The organism is Parapedobacter soli (assembly GCF_025460835.1).
GTDB lineage: Bacteria > Bacteroidota > Bacteroidia > Sphingobacteriales > Sphingobacteriaceae > Parapedobacter > Parapedobacter soli.
In genome coordinates this window covers 1-14,299 of sequence record NZ_JAMXAY010000023.1, presented here as the reverse complement: position 1 = coordinate 14,299, position 14,299 = coordinate 1, and the positions used below count along the sequence as shown (strand labels likewise).

General features: G+C 49.3%; 11 protein-coding genes. 3 read left to right on the top strand and 8 right to left on the bottom strand.

Going from position 1 to position 14,299, the window contains the following annotated elements; all coding sequences use genetic code 11:
- Together NGM62_RS11185 and gyrA are read right to left on the bottom strand one after the other, a co-directional pair.
- On the bottom strand, window positions 1–1,119 hold the full coding sequence (locus tag NGM62_RS11185) for a tetratricopeptide repeat protein (protein WP_262248011.1): 1,119 nt from the start codon (window positions 1,117–1,119) through the stop codon (window positions 1–3).
- Entirely contained in the window at window positions 1,109–3,685 is a 2,577-nt protein-coding gene (gyrA, locus tag NGM62_RS11180) for a DNA gyrase subunit A (protein WP_262248009.1), read from the bottom strand. Before gyrA ends, NGM62_RS11185 begins: the two co-directional genes overlap by 11 nt.
- A gap of 247 nt (window positions 3,686–3,932) precedes the next feature.
- Here gyrA and NGM62_RS11175 point away from each other — a divergent pair, with 247 nt between their 5' ends.
- Window positions 3,933–5,267 (top strand): mechanosensitive ion channel family protein, encoded by a 1,335-nt coding sequence (locus NGM62_RS11175; RefSeq protein ID WP_262248007.1) that lies wholly within the window; start codon window positions 3,933–3,935, stop codon window positions 5,265–5,267.
- A 12-nt stretch (window positions 5,268–5,279) separates the two neighbouring features.
- On the opposite strand, the gene NGM62_RS11170 is transcribed toward NGM62_RS11175, so the two are convergent.
- The 5 genes from NGM62_RS11170 to NGM62_RS11150 all read right to left on the bottom strand — a co-directional run bounded on the left by NGM62_RS11170 (window position 5,280) and on the right by NGM62_RS11150 (window position 10,586).
- The gene (locus tag NGM62_RS11170) at window positions 5,280–5,690 is read right to left on the bottom strand and encodes a hypothetical protein (protein WP_262248005.1); all 411 of its coding nucleotides are present in this window, start codon (window positions 5,688–5,690) and stop codon (window positions 5,280–5,282) included.
- Window positions 5,691–5,834: 144 nt separating this feature from the next.
- On the bottom strand, window positions 5,835–7,430 hold the full coding sequence (locus NGM62_RS11165) for an FG-GAP repeat domain-containing protein (protein WP_262248003.1): 1,596 nt from the start codon (window positions 7,428–7,430) through the stop codon (window positions 5,835–5,837).
- Window positions 7,431–7,451: 21 nt separating this feature from the next.
- Window positions 7,452–9,479 carry a M3 family metallopeptidase gene (locus tag NGM62_RS11160; RefSeq protein WP_262248001.1) on the bottom strand — a complete coding sequence of 676 codons (2,028 nt, stop codon included), beginning with the start codon at window positions 9,477–9,479 and terminating at the stop codon, window positions 7,452–7,454.
- Window positions 9,480–9,672: 193 nt separating this feature from the next.
- Window positions 9,673–10,158 (bottom strand): hypothetical protein, encoded by a 486-nt coding sequence (locus tag NGM62_RS11155; RefSeq protein WP_262248000.1) that lies wholly within the window; start codon window positions 10,156–10,158, stop codon window positions 9,673–9,675.
- A 41-nt stretch (window positions 10,159–10,199) separates the two neighbouring features.
- A complete protein-coding gene (locus NGM62_RS11150) occupies window positions 10,200–10,586 on the bottom strand; it encodes a hypothetical protein (RefSeq protein ID WP_262247998.1) in 387 nt (128 codons plus the stop codon).
- A gap of 168 nt (window positions 10,587–10,754) precedes the next feature.
- Here NGM62_RS11150 and NGM62_RS11145 point away from each other — a divergent pair, with 168 nt between their 5' ends.
- Both NGM62_RS11145 and NGM62_RS11140 read left to right on the top strand, forming a co-directional pair.
- Complete coding sequence (locus tag NGM62_RS11145) at window positions 10,755–11,012, top strand: DUF6364 family protein (protein ID WP_262247997.1); 258 nt, start codon at window positions 10,755–10,757, stop codon at window positions 11,010–11,012.
- Window positions 11,009–11,434, top strand: a complete 426-nt coding sequence (locus NGM62_RS11140; RefSeq protein WP_262247995.1) for a PIN domain-containing protein — start codon at window positions 11,009–11,011, stop codon at window positions 11,432–11,434. Before NGM62_RS11145 ends, NGM62_RS11140 begins: the two co-directional genes overlap by 4 nt.
- On the opposite strand, the gene hrpB is transcribed toward NGM62_RS11140, so the two are convergent.
- Complete coding sequence (hrpB, locus tag NGM62_RS11135) at window positions 11,405–13,912, bottom strand: ATP-dependent helicase HrpB (protein ID WP_262247994.1); 2,508 nt, start codon at window positions 13,910–13,912, stop codon at window positions 11,405–11,407. The two genes, NGM62_RS11140 and hrpB, sit on opposite strands and share 30 nt — an antisense overlap.
- Window positions 13,913–14,299: the final 387 nt, after the last annotated feature.

Here is a 14,299-nt window from a genome sequence, read left to right as displayed (position 1 = left end):
CTAGTTTATTGTGAGTTGATTTAATATGTTATTTACTCGTTCTAGTTGGAGAATATCACCGGATTGGTCGTATAGCACCGCTAGCGACTTCAACGTGTTGACTTCAGAGGGTTGGATCTGATTTGCCTTCAACAAGTATTCCTGCGCTTTACGCTGCAAGTCCGCATTATCAGGCTGTGAGATGTATTGCTTCAGATATAACAACCCGAGTTCCAGGTTTCCTTCAAAGTTATTGGCATCTAGGCCAATGACTTTTTCGTAGTATTTTTTTGCTGCCTCGCTGTTACCTTCCATCTCATTCGCATAGCCAGCAATGTAATTTAAGCCTACATTTTCTGGTTCATGGGCAATGGCGTCGTCTATCAACGGAACAACGGCCGCATAGGCCTCGTCGGCCATGTAGGTGTTGATCAATGTAAAGAGTACCTCCTTGTTGTCAGGGAACAACTGCCTTCCTCTGATGAGCGTATTCAGTGCTTCTTCATTGTTCCCCTGCTTGACATATAATTGAGCGAGCTCAAGGATATAAGTAGGTGAAGCCGTTTCAGATTGGGCAGTAAGGCTCTTGTACCTTTTGATGGCATCTTCCGTATTTCCCGATCTTAAACTTAAGACGGCGAGGTTGTGCCGGACATCGATGGCACCCCCGCTGATTGAATCAACCTTCTGGTAGTGCTGGAACGCCTGTTGGTAGTTTTCACTGGCCACAGCCCGGTTCGCCTGGATAAGGTATGCTTTAGACAACGAACGGCGTATATAGTCGATCTGCGGCTCGTACTCAAGGTCGACAGGTCTGTTGGTCAGCCGCCTGAGTGCCGACAATGCGATATCGATAGGGTCAGACGGGTACTTTTGCGTACGGTTCGAATCAACCACTGCCAATGTACTATATACCATGCCGCGAAGCAGGATATTCCTGAAGTTTGTAGAATCACGCTTTGTCTTAAATGCTTCGTCAGCAAATTTCCTCGCGGTTTCCAACTGTTTAAAATCTTTTGACTTCGTGTATCGAGCAAAACTGTTGTTGCCTTCTTTGAGGTTGGACTGGGAAAGTGCTGGCGATATACCAACGGCCAGCAGCAATACCACAATCGTTGCTGCCCGACTACTATTCTTCATCAGACGGTGAAGTATCACCTGTAATGTTATTTTCGCTTTCACCGGTGTTTTCACTATGATTTTGGTTTTCTCCTTCTTCAATCTCATCTTCTTCTTCGCGCTCCACCTTTGTTATAGACGCGATCTCGTCATCATCATTCAAGGTAATCAACCGCACGCCCTGCGTAGCTCTTCCCATCACACGTAGCTCATCTACCGCAATCCGTATGACGATGCCGGATTTGTTGATAATCATCAGGTCATCGTTGTCTGTCACGCCTTTAATGGCTACCAATTTACCAGTTTTTTCGGTGACGTTAATGGTTTTTACGCCTTTTCCGCCACGATTGGTTACCCGATAGTCTTCAATATCCGTCCGCTTGCCGTAGCCCTTTTCGGAAACGACAAGTACGGTAACATCCGAATTATTAACACTAATCATGCCAACTACTTCATCGTCTGGTCCGGCAAGGGTGATGCCGCGGACACCGGTTGCCGTGCGCCCCATAGGGCGGACGGTAGACTCGTTGAACCGGATAGCTCTTCCAGACTTCAGGGCCATAACGATCTCACTGTTGCCGTCTGTCAGGCAAGCTTCCAGCAGCTGGTCACCCTCATTGATGTTGATGGCATTGATGCCATTCGCCCTCGGCCGTGAGTATGCCTCCAGCGACGTCTTTTTAATGGTGCCCCGTTTCGTACACATGATGATGAAATTGTTCTCAAGGTACTCTTGGTCCTTGAGGTTTGTCACCTTGATGTAGGCCTTTATTTTCTCTTCTTTCGGAATATTGATGATGTTCTGAATGGCCCTGCCGCGTGAGGTACGGCTACCCTCAGGGATTTCAAATGCCCGTAGCCAGAAGCAGCGCCCGGCCTCGGTAAAGAACAACATGTAGTTGTGTGCCGATGCCGTGATGATATGCTCGGTGAAGTCTTCCTCCCGGGTATTGGTGCCTTTTGCTCCCTTTCCGCCACGACCCTGCCTTCTATATTCACTCAGAGGAGTGCGTTTTACGTAGCTTTCATGTGAGATAGTGATTACAATTTCCTCATCTTCGATGAAATCCTCCATGCGCATGTCCTCTGCCGAGTGCACGACGGTGGACCGCCGCTCATCACCGTATTTCTCTTTTATTTCACTAAGTTCATCTTTGATGATACCCATTCGGAGGCCTTCGTCCTCGAGCACTGCTTTCAAGTATTCGATGGTTTTCATTAATTCGGCATACTCCTCTTTGATTTTGTCACGTTCCAGTCCGGTTAGACGGCGCAGGGTCATATCGAGTATCGCCCTTGCCTGTATATCGGATAAGCCGAACTTCTCCATCAAACCTGTACGGGCATCATCGGGTGTCTCCGATGCACGGATAAGCTTGATTACTTCATCAAGGTGGTCGAGCGCTACGAGCAAACCTTCAAGGATATGCGCTCTTTTTTCGGCCTCGGCCAGCTCAAATTTCGTGCGCCTAACTACTACCTCATGTCGATGTTCTACGAAGTAGATAATCATATCCTTGAGGTTAAGCAGCATGGGGCGGCCGTGCACCAGCGCAATATTATTTACACTGAAAGAGGTTTGTAGGGCGGTGTATTTGTATAGGTTGTTGAGCACGATAGAGGCGTTTCCATCGCGTTTTATATCGTAGACGACCCGCATTCCATGCCTGTCGGATTCGTCGCGTATTTCCGAAATGCCCTCGATTTTTTTCTCGTTAACGAGGTCGGCTGTCCGCTTAATCATGTCCGATTTATTCACCTGGTAAGGTATCTCGGTTACGATAATTTGCTCACGTCCGGTTTTGGTGGTTTCTATTTCGGCTTTAGCCCGCATGACCACCCGGCCACGACCCGTTTGGAATGCGTCCTGCACACCGGCATACCCATAGATAATGCCACCAGTTGGGAAATCGGGAGCTTTGATGTATTGCATCAACTCACTGATTTCAATATCACGTTTATCGATATATGCGATGATGCCGTCTATCACCTCCGAAAGGTTGTGAGGGGCCATATTGGTGGCCATACCTACGGCGATCCCTGACGCTCCGTTTACCAAAAGGTTAGGGATACGTGTGGGGAGTACGGTTGGCTCTTCGATAGAGTCGTCGAAATTAGGTTGGAAGTCAACGGTGTTTTTGTTGATATCTGAGAGTAACTCTTCGGCGATCTTCTTTAGTCGTGCTTCTGTATACCGCATGGCTGCCGGGGGGTCTCCGTCGACCGACCCATAGTTACCCTGTCCATCAACCAACGGATATCGCAAGCTCCATTCCTGGGCCATGCGCACCATCGTATCATATACAGATGAGTCACCGTGGGGGTGGTATTTACCCAATACGTCACCCACGATACGTGCAGATTTTTTATAGGGCTTGCCGCTTGTCACCCCCAGGTCGAGCATACCATACAGCACTCGGCGATGAACCGGTTTCAAGCCATCTCGCACGTCGGGCAACGCACGTGATACGATGACAGACATCGAATAATCGATGTATGCTGATTTCATTTGGTCTTCGATGTTGATGGGGATAATCCGGTCGTTCGCCGGAACGAGGTTGTTGCCGTTTTCTGTTTCTTCAGCCATTATATGTTTACCGTTCTTAAATCAAAAGGCACAACGAGGATTATGTCTACATCCACTAGTTGCGCATGCGAAATTACGAATTTTTTAGGTGATTCTATAAAGTTTTTTGGAGTGATGAGGCACTGGCGATGGATGGCTTGCAGTTGATGGGCGGAGGACTGGTGGCGTGATTTTGTTATTCCTTAAGAATCCTTAACTTTGCCGCTCATCACATCCTCTTTTTTCACCGTCCAAATCAATGCAGTTTATGAAAGTACATACGGTAGCTAATTCGACGAATATTATTTATCAGTGGACTTACAATACACTTGTTGGCTGGGGTGTGCCCGCTGAGCAGGCAGATATTGTCAATCTGTTTGTATTGCTGGGGCTATTCGTTATCGTGTTCAGTATCGTTTATTATGTACTCCGCAAGCTCCTTGTCAATGTATTGGCTATTTTCGCCAAGCGTTCGAAAACAAAGTTTGATGATCACCTCGTGCACAATCGGGCAATGGCCCAGCTGGCGCGGCTGATACCCCTTTCTATTTCTACACAATTCATCCCCGTTATCTTCGCTGGCTTTCCAGAGTGGGTAGGTCCCGTACGTACTTTTTTTGATATTATCTTAGTTATCGTATGGGTGATGCTGTTCAGGGCATTGTTTCGGTCTGTGCGTGATTACCTGCGTACTAAGAAAGGATTTGAAGACAAACCGCTTGACAGCTATCTCCAGGTGGTCGTTATCTTTATGTTTTTCATTGCGGGTGTTATCATTTTTTCCTTGGTAACAGGTAAATCCCCGTGGGCATTTCTTGGAGCCATGGGAGCGGCATCGGCTATTTTGCTCTTGGTGTTTAAGGACACAATTATGGGTTTTGTAGCCAGTATTCAAGTCTCCACCAATGACATGGTGCGGGTGGGTGATTGGATTGAGATGCCAAAATACAACGCAGATGGAGATGTGCTGGAGATCAACCTCAATACGGTCAAGGTTAGGAATTGGGACAAGACCATTACCACGATTCCCACCCATTACCTCGTCACGGATTCGTTTAAAAATTGGCGAGGTATGCATAGTGCTGGCGGGCGCCGTATCAAACGGTCGATCAGTATCAAAATATCGACGATACGCTACCTGGAGAAAGACGAAATAGAACACCTCAAGAAAATTCAGCTGCTGAAGCCATTTATCGAGAAGCGGCAGAAAGAAATCGAGCAATATAATGAAGATAGCGGTGCTGATCCGACGATGCCGGTGAATGGTCGGAAGATGACCAACGTAGGGTTGTACCGCCAATACATTACCCTGTATACCGCCCAGCATCCATTGATTCACAAGGGATATACGATGGTCGTCCGCCAGCTCGAGCCCACGCAGTATGGTTTGCCTATACAGCTCTACATGTATGTTTCAAATACCAAGTGGGCAATCTACGAAAATACAATGGCCGATATTTTCGACCACCTGTTGGCATCTGTCAAATTCTTCGGACTGGAGGTCTTCGAGGCGCCGGCAGCTGATGATGTGCGAAGTCTGGGATTGTCATCGCCCAGGGCTGATGCCGATGTACCGGTGCCGGTTAAGCAGAGCTACGGGTAGTGTAGCTGGCTGTCAACGCGAACGGGCATCCTGGAGTACCCGCATCGTCTCGTCTACCATGGTTTTGGCAACATCCCGCATTTTTGTATTGCCGTCGAAATCCGCATCGAGCGTTACTTCTTTACTCTTTTCTTTGTAATTGAATTGCAGGTAAAATCGGGCTACAGGCTCTGTCATGTCAGGTGCCCCACTAGTCATATCGTCCGGTAGGTTCCAAAAGCCCAATTGCGTTGCTTTTCCGTGCAGGTATTGCAAGTCGTCCTTGCGTAGCCGTACGGTATCGACGATTACTGAATCTCGCACATTTACAAACTGATAGACGCCGGTTTTGGAATTAAACTGATTGATGAGGTTGTCGCCATCACCATATTTAAGTACAATTGATTCGAAGTCTGCAAAGCGGAAAGGTGCGTTTTTGAACATTTGGCTGTAATAATAAAAGCAGTACAGCAAAAAGGGGAAGATAATGCAAATTGCGAGGAAAATCTTTTTGGAACGGTCGCTCATGATTTCAATTCAACTATGCGGCAAAAGTAAGTAAAAAAAATCACCTGGGTGCCCTTGCACCTAGCGTTTCGGTTTATCCAGTCGGTTGGTCAGCACCAATAGCTGCGGGAACGTCGAAGCACCGTGGTTGCTGAGGAGGCTCAATTCGGCGAGGTTGTGTAAATATGAACCCAATACAATATCAATGTCTCCGTCGCCGTCGAAATCGGCAAGCTCCATGGTGAGCCATTTACCATATATAGCATCGGGCAATGCATGAGGGACAAACTCTGGACACTGCGGTTTGTTTGGGTCCTGGATATGCTCAAAATAGATGAATCCGTTTTGGAGCTCGTCTTTGTCGGCATAAAACGAAATCGCTGCAATATCTAAGTCGCCATCGCCGTCGAAATCGCTCGCCATTGCCTTAGACGCACCGTAAAGGGGGAAAAACCAGCATTCGGAGAAACTGTAGTTGCCATTGTTTAAGTATATGCGTATACCATGGTAGTTTTTGTTGATACGTGAGTAGTCCCAATTATCGCCATTGGTTAATAGGATGTCTGGATAGCCGTCTTCGTTGAAATCCGAGAGTTCGAATGAGCTGGCTCCAAAGGCAGGGTGGAACTGGAGTACCACATCCTCACGGAAATTGCTGTTACCCAAATTGTAAAAAATGGAAAGCTGCTCCCACGCCTGCCCCATTAGCACCATCAAGTCGGGTAGGCCATCTGTATTGAAATCGCCTACCTCTACTTTTAACGCACCCGGCATCGCTTTCAGCACATGCTCCTTGTGGGGGTCAGCACCATCGTACCATGATAGTTTGCCTGTATGGTTTCCAAAGCCACATACTACTAGGTCTTCTTTCCCGTCAGTGTTGAGGTCTGCACTGGCAAAATATACCGGTCGCGATAAAGCGGGAATGTTGACCGATGATATCGATGGGGAGGTGCCGGCTGTATCCAAAGAAAACAGTCGTCCCCGTTGTTGGTCTGACGGGGTGAAGCTGCCGATGGTTAATAAACGGGGTGGTGCATTTTCGGGAAAATCCGCTGCGACGGGGGCACTTTCCAATGTCCAAGCCGATTGAAAAGCGAACCTGTTGTCTAGAATGTATAGCATATGCTGTGCATCGCCCACGTACAATTGGCGGGAGGCTGCGTTGTATCGGAGCATGCTGATTTGAGGCATGGGCTTTTCGTCAAACGATAGCCTCTTGACGTCAAATAGGGGTAATTGTTGTCTGATCGGGCGGTGTGCTGCTTGAGGTAATGGCCGTGCGGGAGCCTCTTGTTTATAATATTGAACTATTTTTTCCCAATCGCCCATGGCTAACATCGGTTCTTCCGGATAACTGTTCAATGCACGAAGTATAGGGCGCTCGATTAATTCGATGCCCTCATATGGATCGTAGCCGTCTATACGTATACCAAGCCGCTGCCCCATGTTCGGCAAGACACTTTCCGTCCATGTGCGTTTATCCAACAGTGAAGGTTGGGGGAAACGGTGGCAAAGTCCGCAATACCGAGCGGCCAGCTGTGCCCCTGATCGCAAGGAATCTGCCGATTTCGTAGCTGAATCCGTCATTTGTTCGGCCCGCGTTGGGTATTCTGGCCGGTAAGCCAGCATTGCGATCACGGCGAACAATGCAACGATGACTAATCCGGTTCTCATGGAATATAAGCTTGTAAACTGCTACGACGTAATAAGCCCAGCCCGTTTCAGCAGGGCTTCCGGTTGTGGTTTTCGGCCTCGGAACCGGACATACAGCTCCATGGGATCTACTGTGCCTCCTTGGCTTAATAGGGCTTTAAATTTGGCTGCAGTATTGGCATCGAATATTCCTGTTTCTTTGAAGTAGGCAAAAGCATCAGCATCAAGCACCTCGGCCCATTTGTATGAGTAATATCCTGCAGCATACCCCCCAGCAAAAATATGCGAAAAGGATGGACTCTGCGCCGTGCCTGGGACATCGGGGTAGAGCTGCGTATCACGCACGGTGGTTTTCTCAAACTGCTCGATGGATGTATTGTCGGTCAGCTTGCCGGTGTGATAGGCCATGTCCAGCAAGCCGAAACTCAGTTGTCGGACGGTTTGATATCCTTCCATAAAGTTGGCAGCAGCCACAATTTTGTCGATCTCCGTATCGGGCAGTACCTTGTCGGTTTGGTAATGACGTGCAAACGACTGCAGGAACTCTTTTTCGTAGCAGTAGTTTTCCATAAACTGTGAGGGTAACTCCACAAAGTCCCAGTATACGTTCGTGCCGGAAAGGCTTTCGTATACCGTATTTGCAAGGATACCGTGCAGGGCATGGCCAAACTCGTGGAAAAGCGTGGTTACTTCATTGAAAGTGAGTAGGGAAGGGGTGTCACCCACGGGTCGCGCAAAGTTACACACGATAGAGATATGGGGCCGTATCTGATGGCCGTTTTCTATCCATTGCCCCCGGTAGACTGTCATCCAAGCTCCAGCCCGCTTGCCTTCACGTGGGTGCCAGTCGGCATAAAGCAACGCCTTATGCTGGCCGTTTTCGAGTACTTCATAGACGGTCACTTCCGGATGGTAGGTGGGGATATCAGCGCGTGTGTTGAAAGAGAGCCCATATAGCCGGCCTGCGGCGTCAAATGCGGCGTCGAGCACACGCGGCAGTGGGAAATATGGCTTCAGTGCTTCCTCGGAGAGGTTGAATCTTGCTTCCCGCAATTTTTCGGCATAGTATGCGTGGTCGTAAGGCATCAGTTCGCTGATGCCGTCTGTTACAGCAAGCTTCCGCAATTCATCCACTTCGCGTTGTGCGAATGGCTTGGCCTTAGCGAGCAGGTTGTCCAGGAAATCCAATACCGCGGCGGGTGAACCGGCCATCCGATCCTGCAAGACAAAATCGGCATGGGTGCCGAACCCCAGCAGGTGCGCCCGGCGGTGGCGCAGGTTAACGATATGGCGCACGATATCCTCGTTGTTGTGTTCGTTGTCTTTAAAGGCCCGCGTTGCATAGGCCATATACAGTTCTTGGCGCAACGAACGATCGTCGGCGTATTTCATAAACGGTACGTAGCTGGGGAAATGCAGCGTGAATACCCAACCGTCCAGTTCGCGCTTCTCGGCAGCTGTTTTTGCGGCCGCAATGATGGAGTCGGGAAGGCCCGCCAGCTGCGACTCGTCCTGTACATGCAAGTGATAGGCATTGGTCTCCTGCAAGACATGCTGCGAAAATTTCGTTGTCAGGGTAGCCAGTTGCTTGTCGATGTCCCGCAGCTCTTCCTTGTGCTCACCGGAAAGCATTGCACCGTTCCGTACAAACCCCCGGTAGGTTTTGTCAAGCAGCCGTGCCTCTTCGGGAGTCAGCCTGGCCGGCTCCACTTCGTCATGTACTACTTTCACTCGATTGAACAGCCGTTCGTTCAGCATGATATCGTTGTTGTATTCCGCCAATACTGGTGAAAGTTCCTGTGCGAGTTGCTGGATTTCGTCGGTAGTCTCGGCAGCGTCGAGATTGAAAAACGTGGCGGCGGCGATATCGAGCGCTTTACCCACCCGTTCCATAGCGGCAATGGTGTTGTCGAAGTCAGCGGGTTCGGGATTGTCAACAATGCGTTCGATTTCCTTCTTGGCCTCTGCAATCAACCGGTGGATGGCAGGTTTGAAATGCTGGGCTTCAATCGTGTTGAAGGGTACGGCGCCAAACGGCGTGGCAAATGGCTGCAAAAGTGGGTTGTCCATGGATCTCGTGTTTTTGTGGGCATTGTGAAAACTGCCGTATTGAAAACGGTTCAAACTTAGATAAAGTTGCTTTTATATACAATTATAACCGCGTTAATAAAAAAAGCAATCTCCGCTGCCGCTGAGAAACGATTTTTATAGCGGAAAACCTACTAAAATCCATTGCATTTTGCAGCTCGTATGCCGGTTTTGCTTACGTCGCGCTGGGATGGAGCAGGTTGTTTAGGTTTTCCCAGAAAAAAAGCTGTAGTTTGCCGCGTTTCTCCAGCAGGATGATGTGCACGTTGCGGAGGTCCATGATCCAGACCCGTTTTTGTTTGTAGCGGCTGATGACCGTGCCGAAGATCCGATCCGTGGCCAGTTGGGTGTATAGATCCCGGTGGATAGGCTTGATGGCCGAAAGATGATGCGCAATCAGGGTATCGAGCGCAGCCATCGAGAAAGCGCCATCTCCACGTTGGTTGGGGTTGCCGTTGAGCATGTTTTCAATCATGGCCGCCTGCATATCTTCGATTTCGTCTTTAAATGGATAAACGAGCCGTTTAAGGTCGGTCGTGTCGGTTTGTTCGACGGCGTCCTTTAATGATCGGAAAAAATCGGCAACCATACGGTAGCCGGGTTGCTGAGCAGAAGCTATCGTAGGTAAGACGAGGAGTATAATTAATGCAAATGGTCTCATCTAACTAGTCATTACGGAGGTGTGCTTTAATCATGGCGTAATCAGTACGCATCTTTTATGCCCGCATCTTCCCAATCTATCCAGACCTTTTCGTTGTCTTTCGATAGGTACGCAGGGATAACCATGCCGATTTGGATGCTCGACAGGTAAATTGGGTCAATCAACTTTTTCTCCGTGTGGCTAAATGCTTGCGTCGAATCCGTGTTGATATCGAATGTAAATGCATATTGGTGGATGCTGTTGACAATCGTCCCGGTGCGTTCAATGGCTGTGAGTATGGCAGTGCCTTTAACGCCGTCTGTTTTTAATTCCCTTATCTCTTGATCCGACAGCCCGGTGCCGCCAAATGTAGAGAACAACTGCCAGCCCAAAATAGCCAGCCCCGCAAGCATGATGATGGCAACACGGCCTTTTTTCGCGTTTCCCATGTATGTTTATCATTGATGTAAGGCAAATTTAAAAAAAAATCGCAATCTCGTTGATAAACCATGAGCCAAACGCCGGCGCGAAAATTGAGTTAAAATGGAGATGCTTTGCTGGATATACGTATAAAATTATTATCTTTGTCGTATATAAACCCGAAATGGAGGTAAAACATGGATGCCAAAATAACCCTTTCTTTTGATAAGCACGTCGTAGAGCAAGCCAAAGCTTTCGCTGAAGCTCATCACATCAGTTTATCAAGGCTCACCGAATTTATTTACAGGCAGCTCGCGCACAAATCATATGAAAGTCTTGAAGAGCTTCCCATTTCCGATTGGGTGAATATGCTATCCGAAGGGAAAGTTGAATATCAACGTTCGCCGCGCAGCCGCAAGGCCTTAAAAGACGAGTACCTTGCCACCCGGAAATGAAGATATTCCTTGACGCCAATGTATTGATTGCAGTGCTGAATAAGGAATATCCTTTGTTTAGCTACGCGGCGAAGGTGTTGAGCTTAGGGGAGCGCAAAGGCTTCACGTTGGTCACCTCTCCACTGTGTTTAGCTATTTCCTTTTATTTTGCGGAAAAAAAATCCGGCACGGCCTTAGCGCGGACCAAGATCGAACTGTTGGTATCCCATTTGGAAATCGCCGGTGCTGATGCGGATACGGTGATGCGGGTCATAGACGACAAGCGCATCCACGATTTTGAAGATGGCCTAGAATATTATGCAGCTCTGCAAGCAGCGTGCGAGGTCATCGTTACTGAAGACGTGGGTGACTTCTATTTCTCAGATATCCCTGCATGTGGATGTGAGAATTTCCTAACGCGGTATGTTTTTAGAAACCGATGACTTTCTGGGGACACCACGTATAGCGGTGGCCAGAAGCGGGTTCTCAGGCCAAGCGTGCTTGGGGTAGCGCCGCTTGAGTTCCTTACGTACCTCAAAGTAAGTGGTTTGCCAAAAATTACGGAGGTCTGTGGTCACTTGTACGGGCTTGAATCCGGGCGAGAGAAGATGTAATACTACCGGTGTTTGGCCGTTGTTGATGCATGGGGTATCCAGCAACCCAAACACTTCCTGCAAGCGTACCGCTAGGACAGGAGGGGCGCCAACGGGAGAGTATTGCAATCTGACGGTCGACCCGCTGGGTACCTCGATTGTTGCGGGAGCAAGCCGATTCAAAGCTGTCCTTTGCTCGTGGGACAGGCTGTGAGTGAGTATATCAAGGACATCCAGTTTCTTTAATTCATCGACTTTACGGATACCGGAGAGGTAAGGTGCTAACCACTGTTCCGGCTGCTGCAGGAGGGTCGTGGTGGTCACATCGGGCCATCCATAATTCGGGTGCCAGTTCCGTAAGCTACCTAATCGGTTTTGCCAGTGCACCACTTCGTCGGGAAAAGGGATCAGCTGTGCTCCCTCGGTACGGATGGCTTCAAATAGTACGGGCATCACAGCCTCTTTCGTGGGTAAGGAAAGTGGCGTAGACTGTAAGGTAATGTGGCCGATACGCATGTCTTTCGTAGCGACGATACCTCCTTTTTTTGTGTCCCATACAATACGTTCCGTCTCGCTAGCCCGCGCCATCAGATCTGCCGGATCAACGGCTGATGCCAAGAATACTTTGCCCAGACTTCCCCTTGCATCTAGCGAAGCGATTGCCAGCCATGGTTCGTTGGCAAGGTCGTCGCCCGGCGGTGTTGCCGCCTGTTTGCCATTTGCTAGCCTGAATGTACCGCGGCCATCGTTTCGCGCTTGGGCAATCCGCTCGGGGTAAGCAAAAGTGAGTAGGTGTCCAGTGGCATGTGGATTGACCATACCGTTGTCAACGTCAACAGTAAGTAACTTACGGTAGGAGAGGGCAATCTTTTCGATATTGTCGAACCGCTTGCCCTGTTTGTAATGCAGCCGGTGCCTGCGTAATGCTTCGACCCGGAGGTTGATGTCGATACCCACACCGCGTCCGAGCGGGTCGCGCTCTTCGAGTAGCGCAGCTAAATCGGTAGCGAGTCCGGCTTGGTTGAAGGTCTTGCTTATTAGTAGCATATGGGCCAGACGAGGGTGGCAGGGCAAAGCATGTATATCGCGGCCGTGGGGTGTTATTTTTTGGTCTTGCAGGGCGCCGAGCGTGTGCAGTAGACTACTCGCTCGGGCTGTACTGCTTTCAGGTGGTGGCGTAATCCAGTCCAACTGTGTTACGTCCTGCAGCCCCCATTTGGCGGTATCGAGCATGAGTGAGGTCAGGTCGGCCTGCAGTATTTCGGGCGTCCTGTAAGCTTCCATACGTTGCTCGGTGGCACGCGACCACATCCGGTAGCAGGTGCCTGGCCCTAAGCGCCCGGCGCGGCCCGCCCGTTGTTCGGCAGCGTCCAGCGAGATACGCACGGTTTTCAGTCGCGATAGACCAGATTGGGAGTCGTAGATCATGGTGCGCGTATATCCGCAATCGACCACCACGCCGATACCCTCAATGGTGAGACTGGTCTCGGCGATGGAGGTGGCTAGTACGATTTTTCGTTGTCCTGTCTTATCCGGCTGAATGGCAGCATGTTGTTCGGTAAGCGATAATTGTCCGTATAGCGGATGGATGGCGGCACCTATGGCGTTGTGGCGTAACAGGTGCTCACACGCCCGTATCTCAGCTTCGCCGGGCAGGAAAGCAAGGATATCGCCTTGTTGCTCTCGCCATGCCAGGATGATTGTACGGGCACATTCGTCAGCCAAGTCTTCCGGATGGGTGTCCTCCGTGTGGATAACGGATACCGGGTACATACGGCCTCGACTTTGTATTACCGGTGCATTAAGCAGGTCAGCAAGTGCTGCGATATCTAAGGTAGCCGACATGATGAGCAGGCGTAGATCGGGACGTAATACTTGCTGGCTTTCACGGCATAGCGCTATCGATAGGTCGGTGTGCAGCCGTCGTTCGTGAAATTCATCGAAAATAACCGCACCGACATCTTCCAAGGCGTTGTCGCGGTGTAACATGCGGGTGAGGATCCCTTCTGTAACTACCTCTATCCGGGTTCGTGACGACGTTTGATTCTCGAAACGGACACGATAGCCTACTGTTCCGCCCGCCTTTTCACCGAGTAGTGCAGCCATGCGGTGGGCAATGCTGCTCGCTGCCAAGCGGCGTGGTTCAAGCATCACGATCTTTCGCCCTTGAAGCCACGGCTCACCTAACAGCGCAAGTGGTATAATGGTGCTTTTTCCAGCCCCCGGCGGCGAGCCGACAATCGCACAGGTGTGTATAGCCAACTGTTTGCGCAATTGCGGCACGATTTCCATAATCGGAAGCGTGATATGTGAGAGGTCTATCGACATGATCTTAGACCGACAAAGATAAAAAACGCAAATAACCCAAAAGAATGTCTGAGTGGCCGTGCACGTCGCTCATGAATACTTATGATAAAAAACAGTCATTATGAGAAAAAAACAGGGGAATCGAAGCTGAAATGTGGGGTTTACACTTATTTTAAATATGATTAATGATAAAATACAGTCAGTATTGGTTAACGTAGAGGTGTGATGCGGAGCGAATACATCCGACCTTCGTCATACAAGTTAAGATACTAATCAATAGCTACCATACTTATCGATGACAAGGTGGGTGAATTGTCGTTTATTTACAACCAAACTCATCGCAAATGGATAATTGCTTATTTCAACCCGGATTATGCATTAGAATAAATGAGTTTAGGGGGTAGCTGT

Coding starts and splice junctions, on each gene's coding strand:
- NGM62_RS11165 (WP_262248003.1), bottom strand. CDS start 7,430: ATGAGAACCGGATTAGTCATCGTTGCATTGTTCGCCGTGATCGCAATG.
- NGM62_RS11170 (WP_262248005.1), bottom strand. CDS start 5,690: ATGTTCAAAAACGCACCTTTCCGCTTTGCAGACTTCGAATCAATTGTA.
- NGM62_RS11185 (WP_262248011.1), bottom strand. CDS start 1,119: ATGAAGAATAGTAGTCGGGCAGCAACGATTGTGGTATTGCTGCTGGCC.
- NGM62_RS11175 (WP_262248007.1), top strand. CDS start 3,933: ATGAAAGTACATACGGTAGCTAATTCGACGAATATTATTTATCAGTGG.
- NGM62_RS11140 (WP_262247995.1), top strand. CDS start 11,009: ATGAAGATATTCCTTGACGCCAATGTATTGATTGCAGTGCTGAATAAG.
- hrpB (WP_262247994.1), bottom strand. CDS start 13,912: ATGTCGATAGACCTCTCACATATCACGCTTCCGATTATGGAAATCGTG.
- NGM62_RS11145 (WP_262247997.1), top strand. CDS start 10,755: ATGGATGCCAAAATAACCCTTTCTTTTGATAAGCACGTCGTAGAGCAA.
- NGM62_RS11150 (WP_262247998.1), bottom strand. CDS start 10,586: ATGGGAAACGCGAAAAAAGGCCGTGTTGCCATCATCATGCTTGCGGGG.
- NGM62_RS11155 (WP_262248000.1), bottom strand. CDS start 10,158: ATGAGACCATTTGCATTAATTATACTCCTCGTCTTACCTACGATAGCT.
- gyrA (WP_262248009.1), bottom strand. CDS start 3,685: ATGGCTGAAGAAACAGAAAACGGCAACAACCTCGTTCCGGCGAACGAC.
- NGM62_RS11160 (WP_262248001.1), bottom strand. CDS start 9,479: ATGGACAACCCACTTTTGCAGCCATTTGCCACGCCGTTTGGCGCCGTA.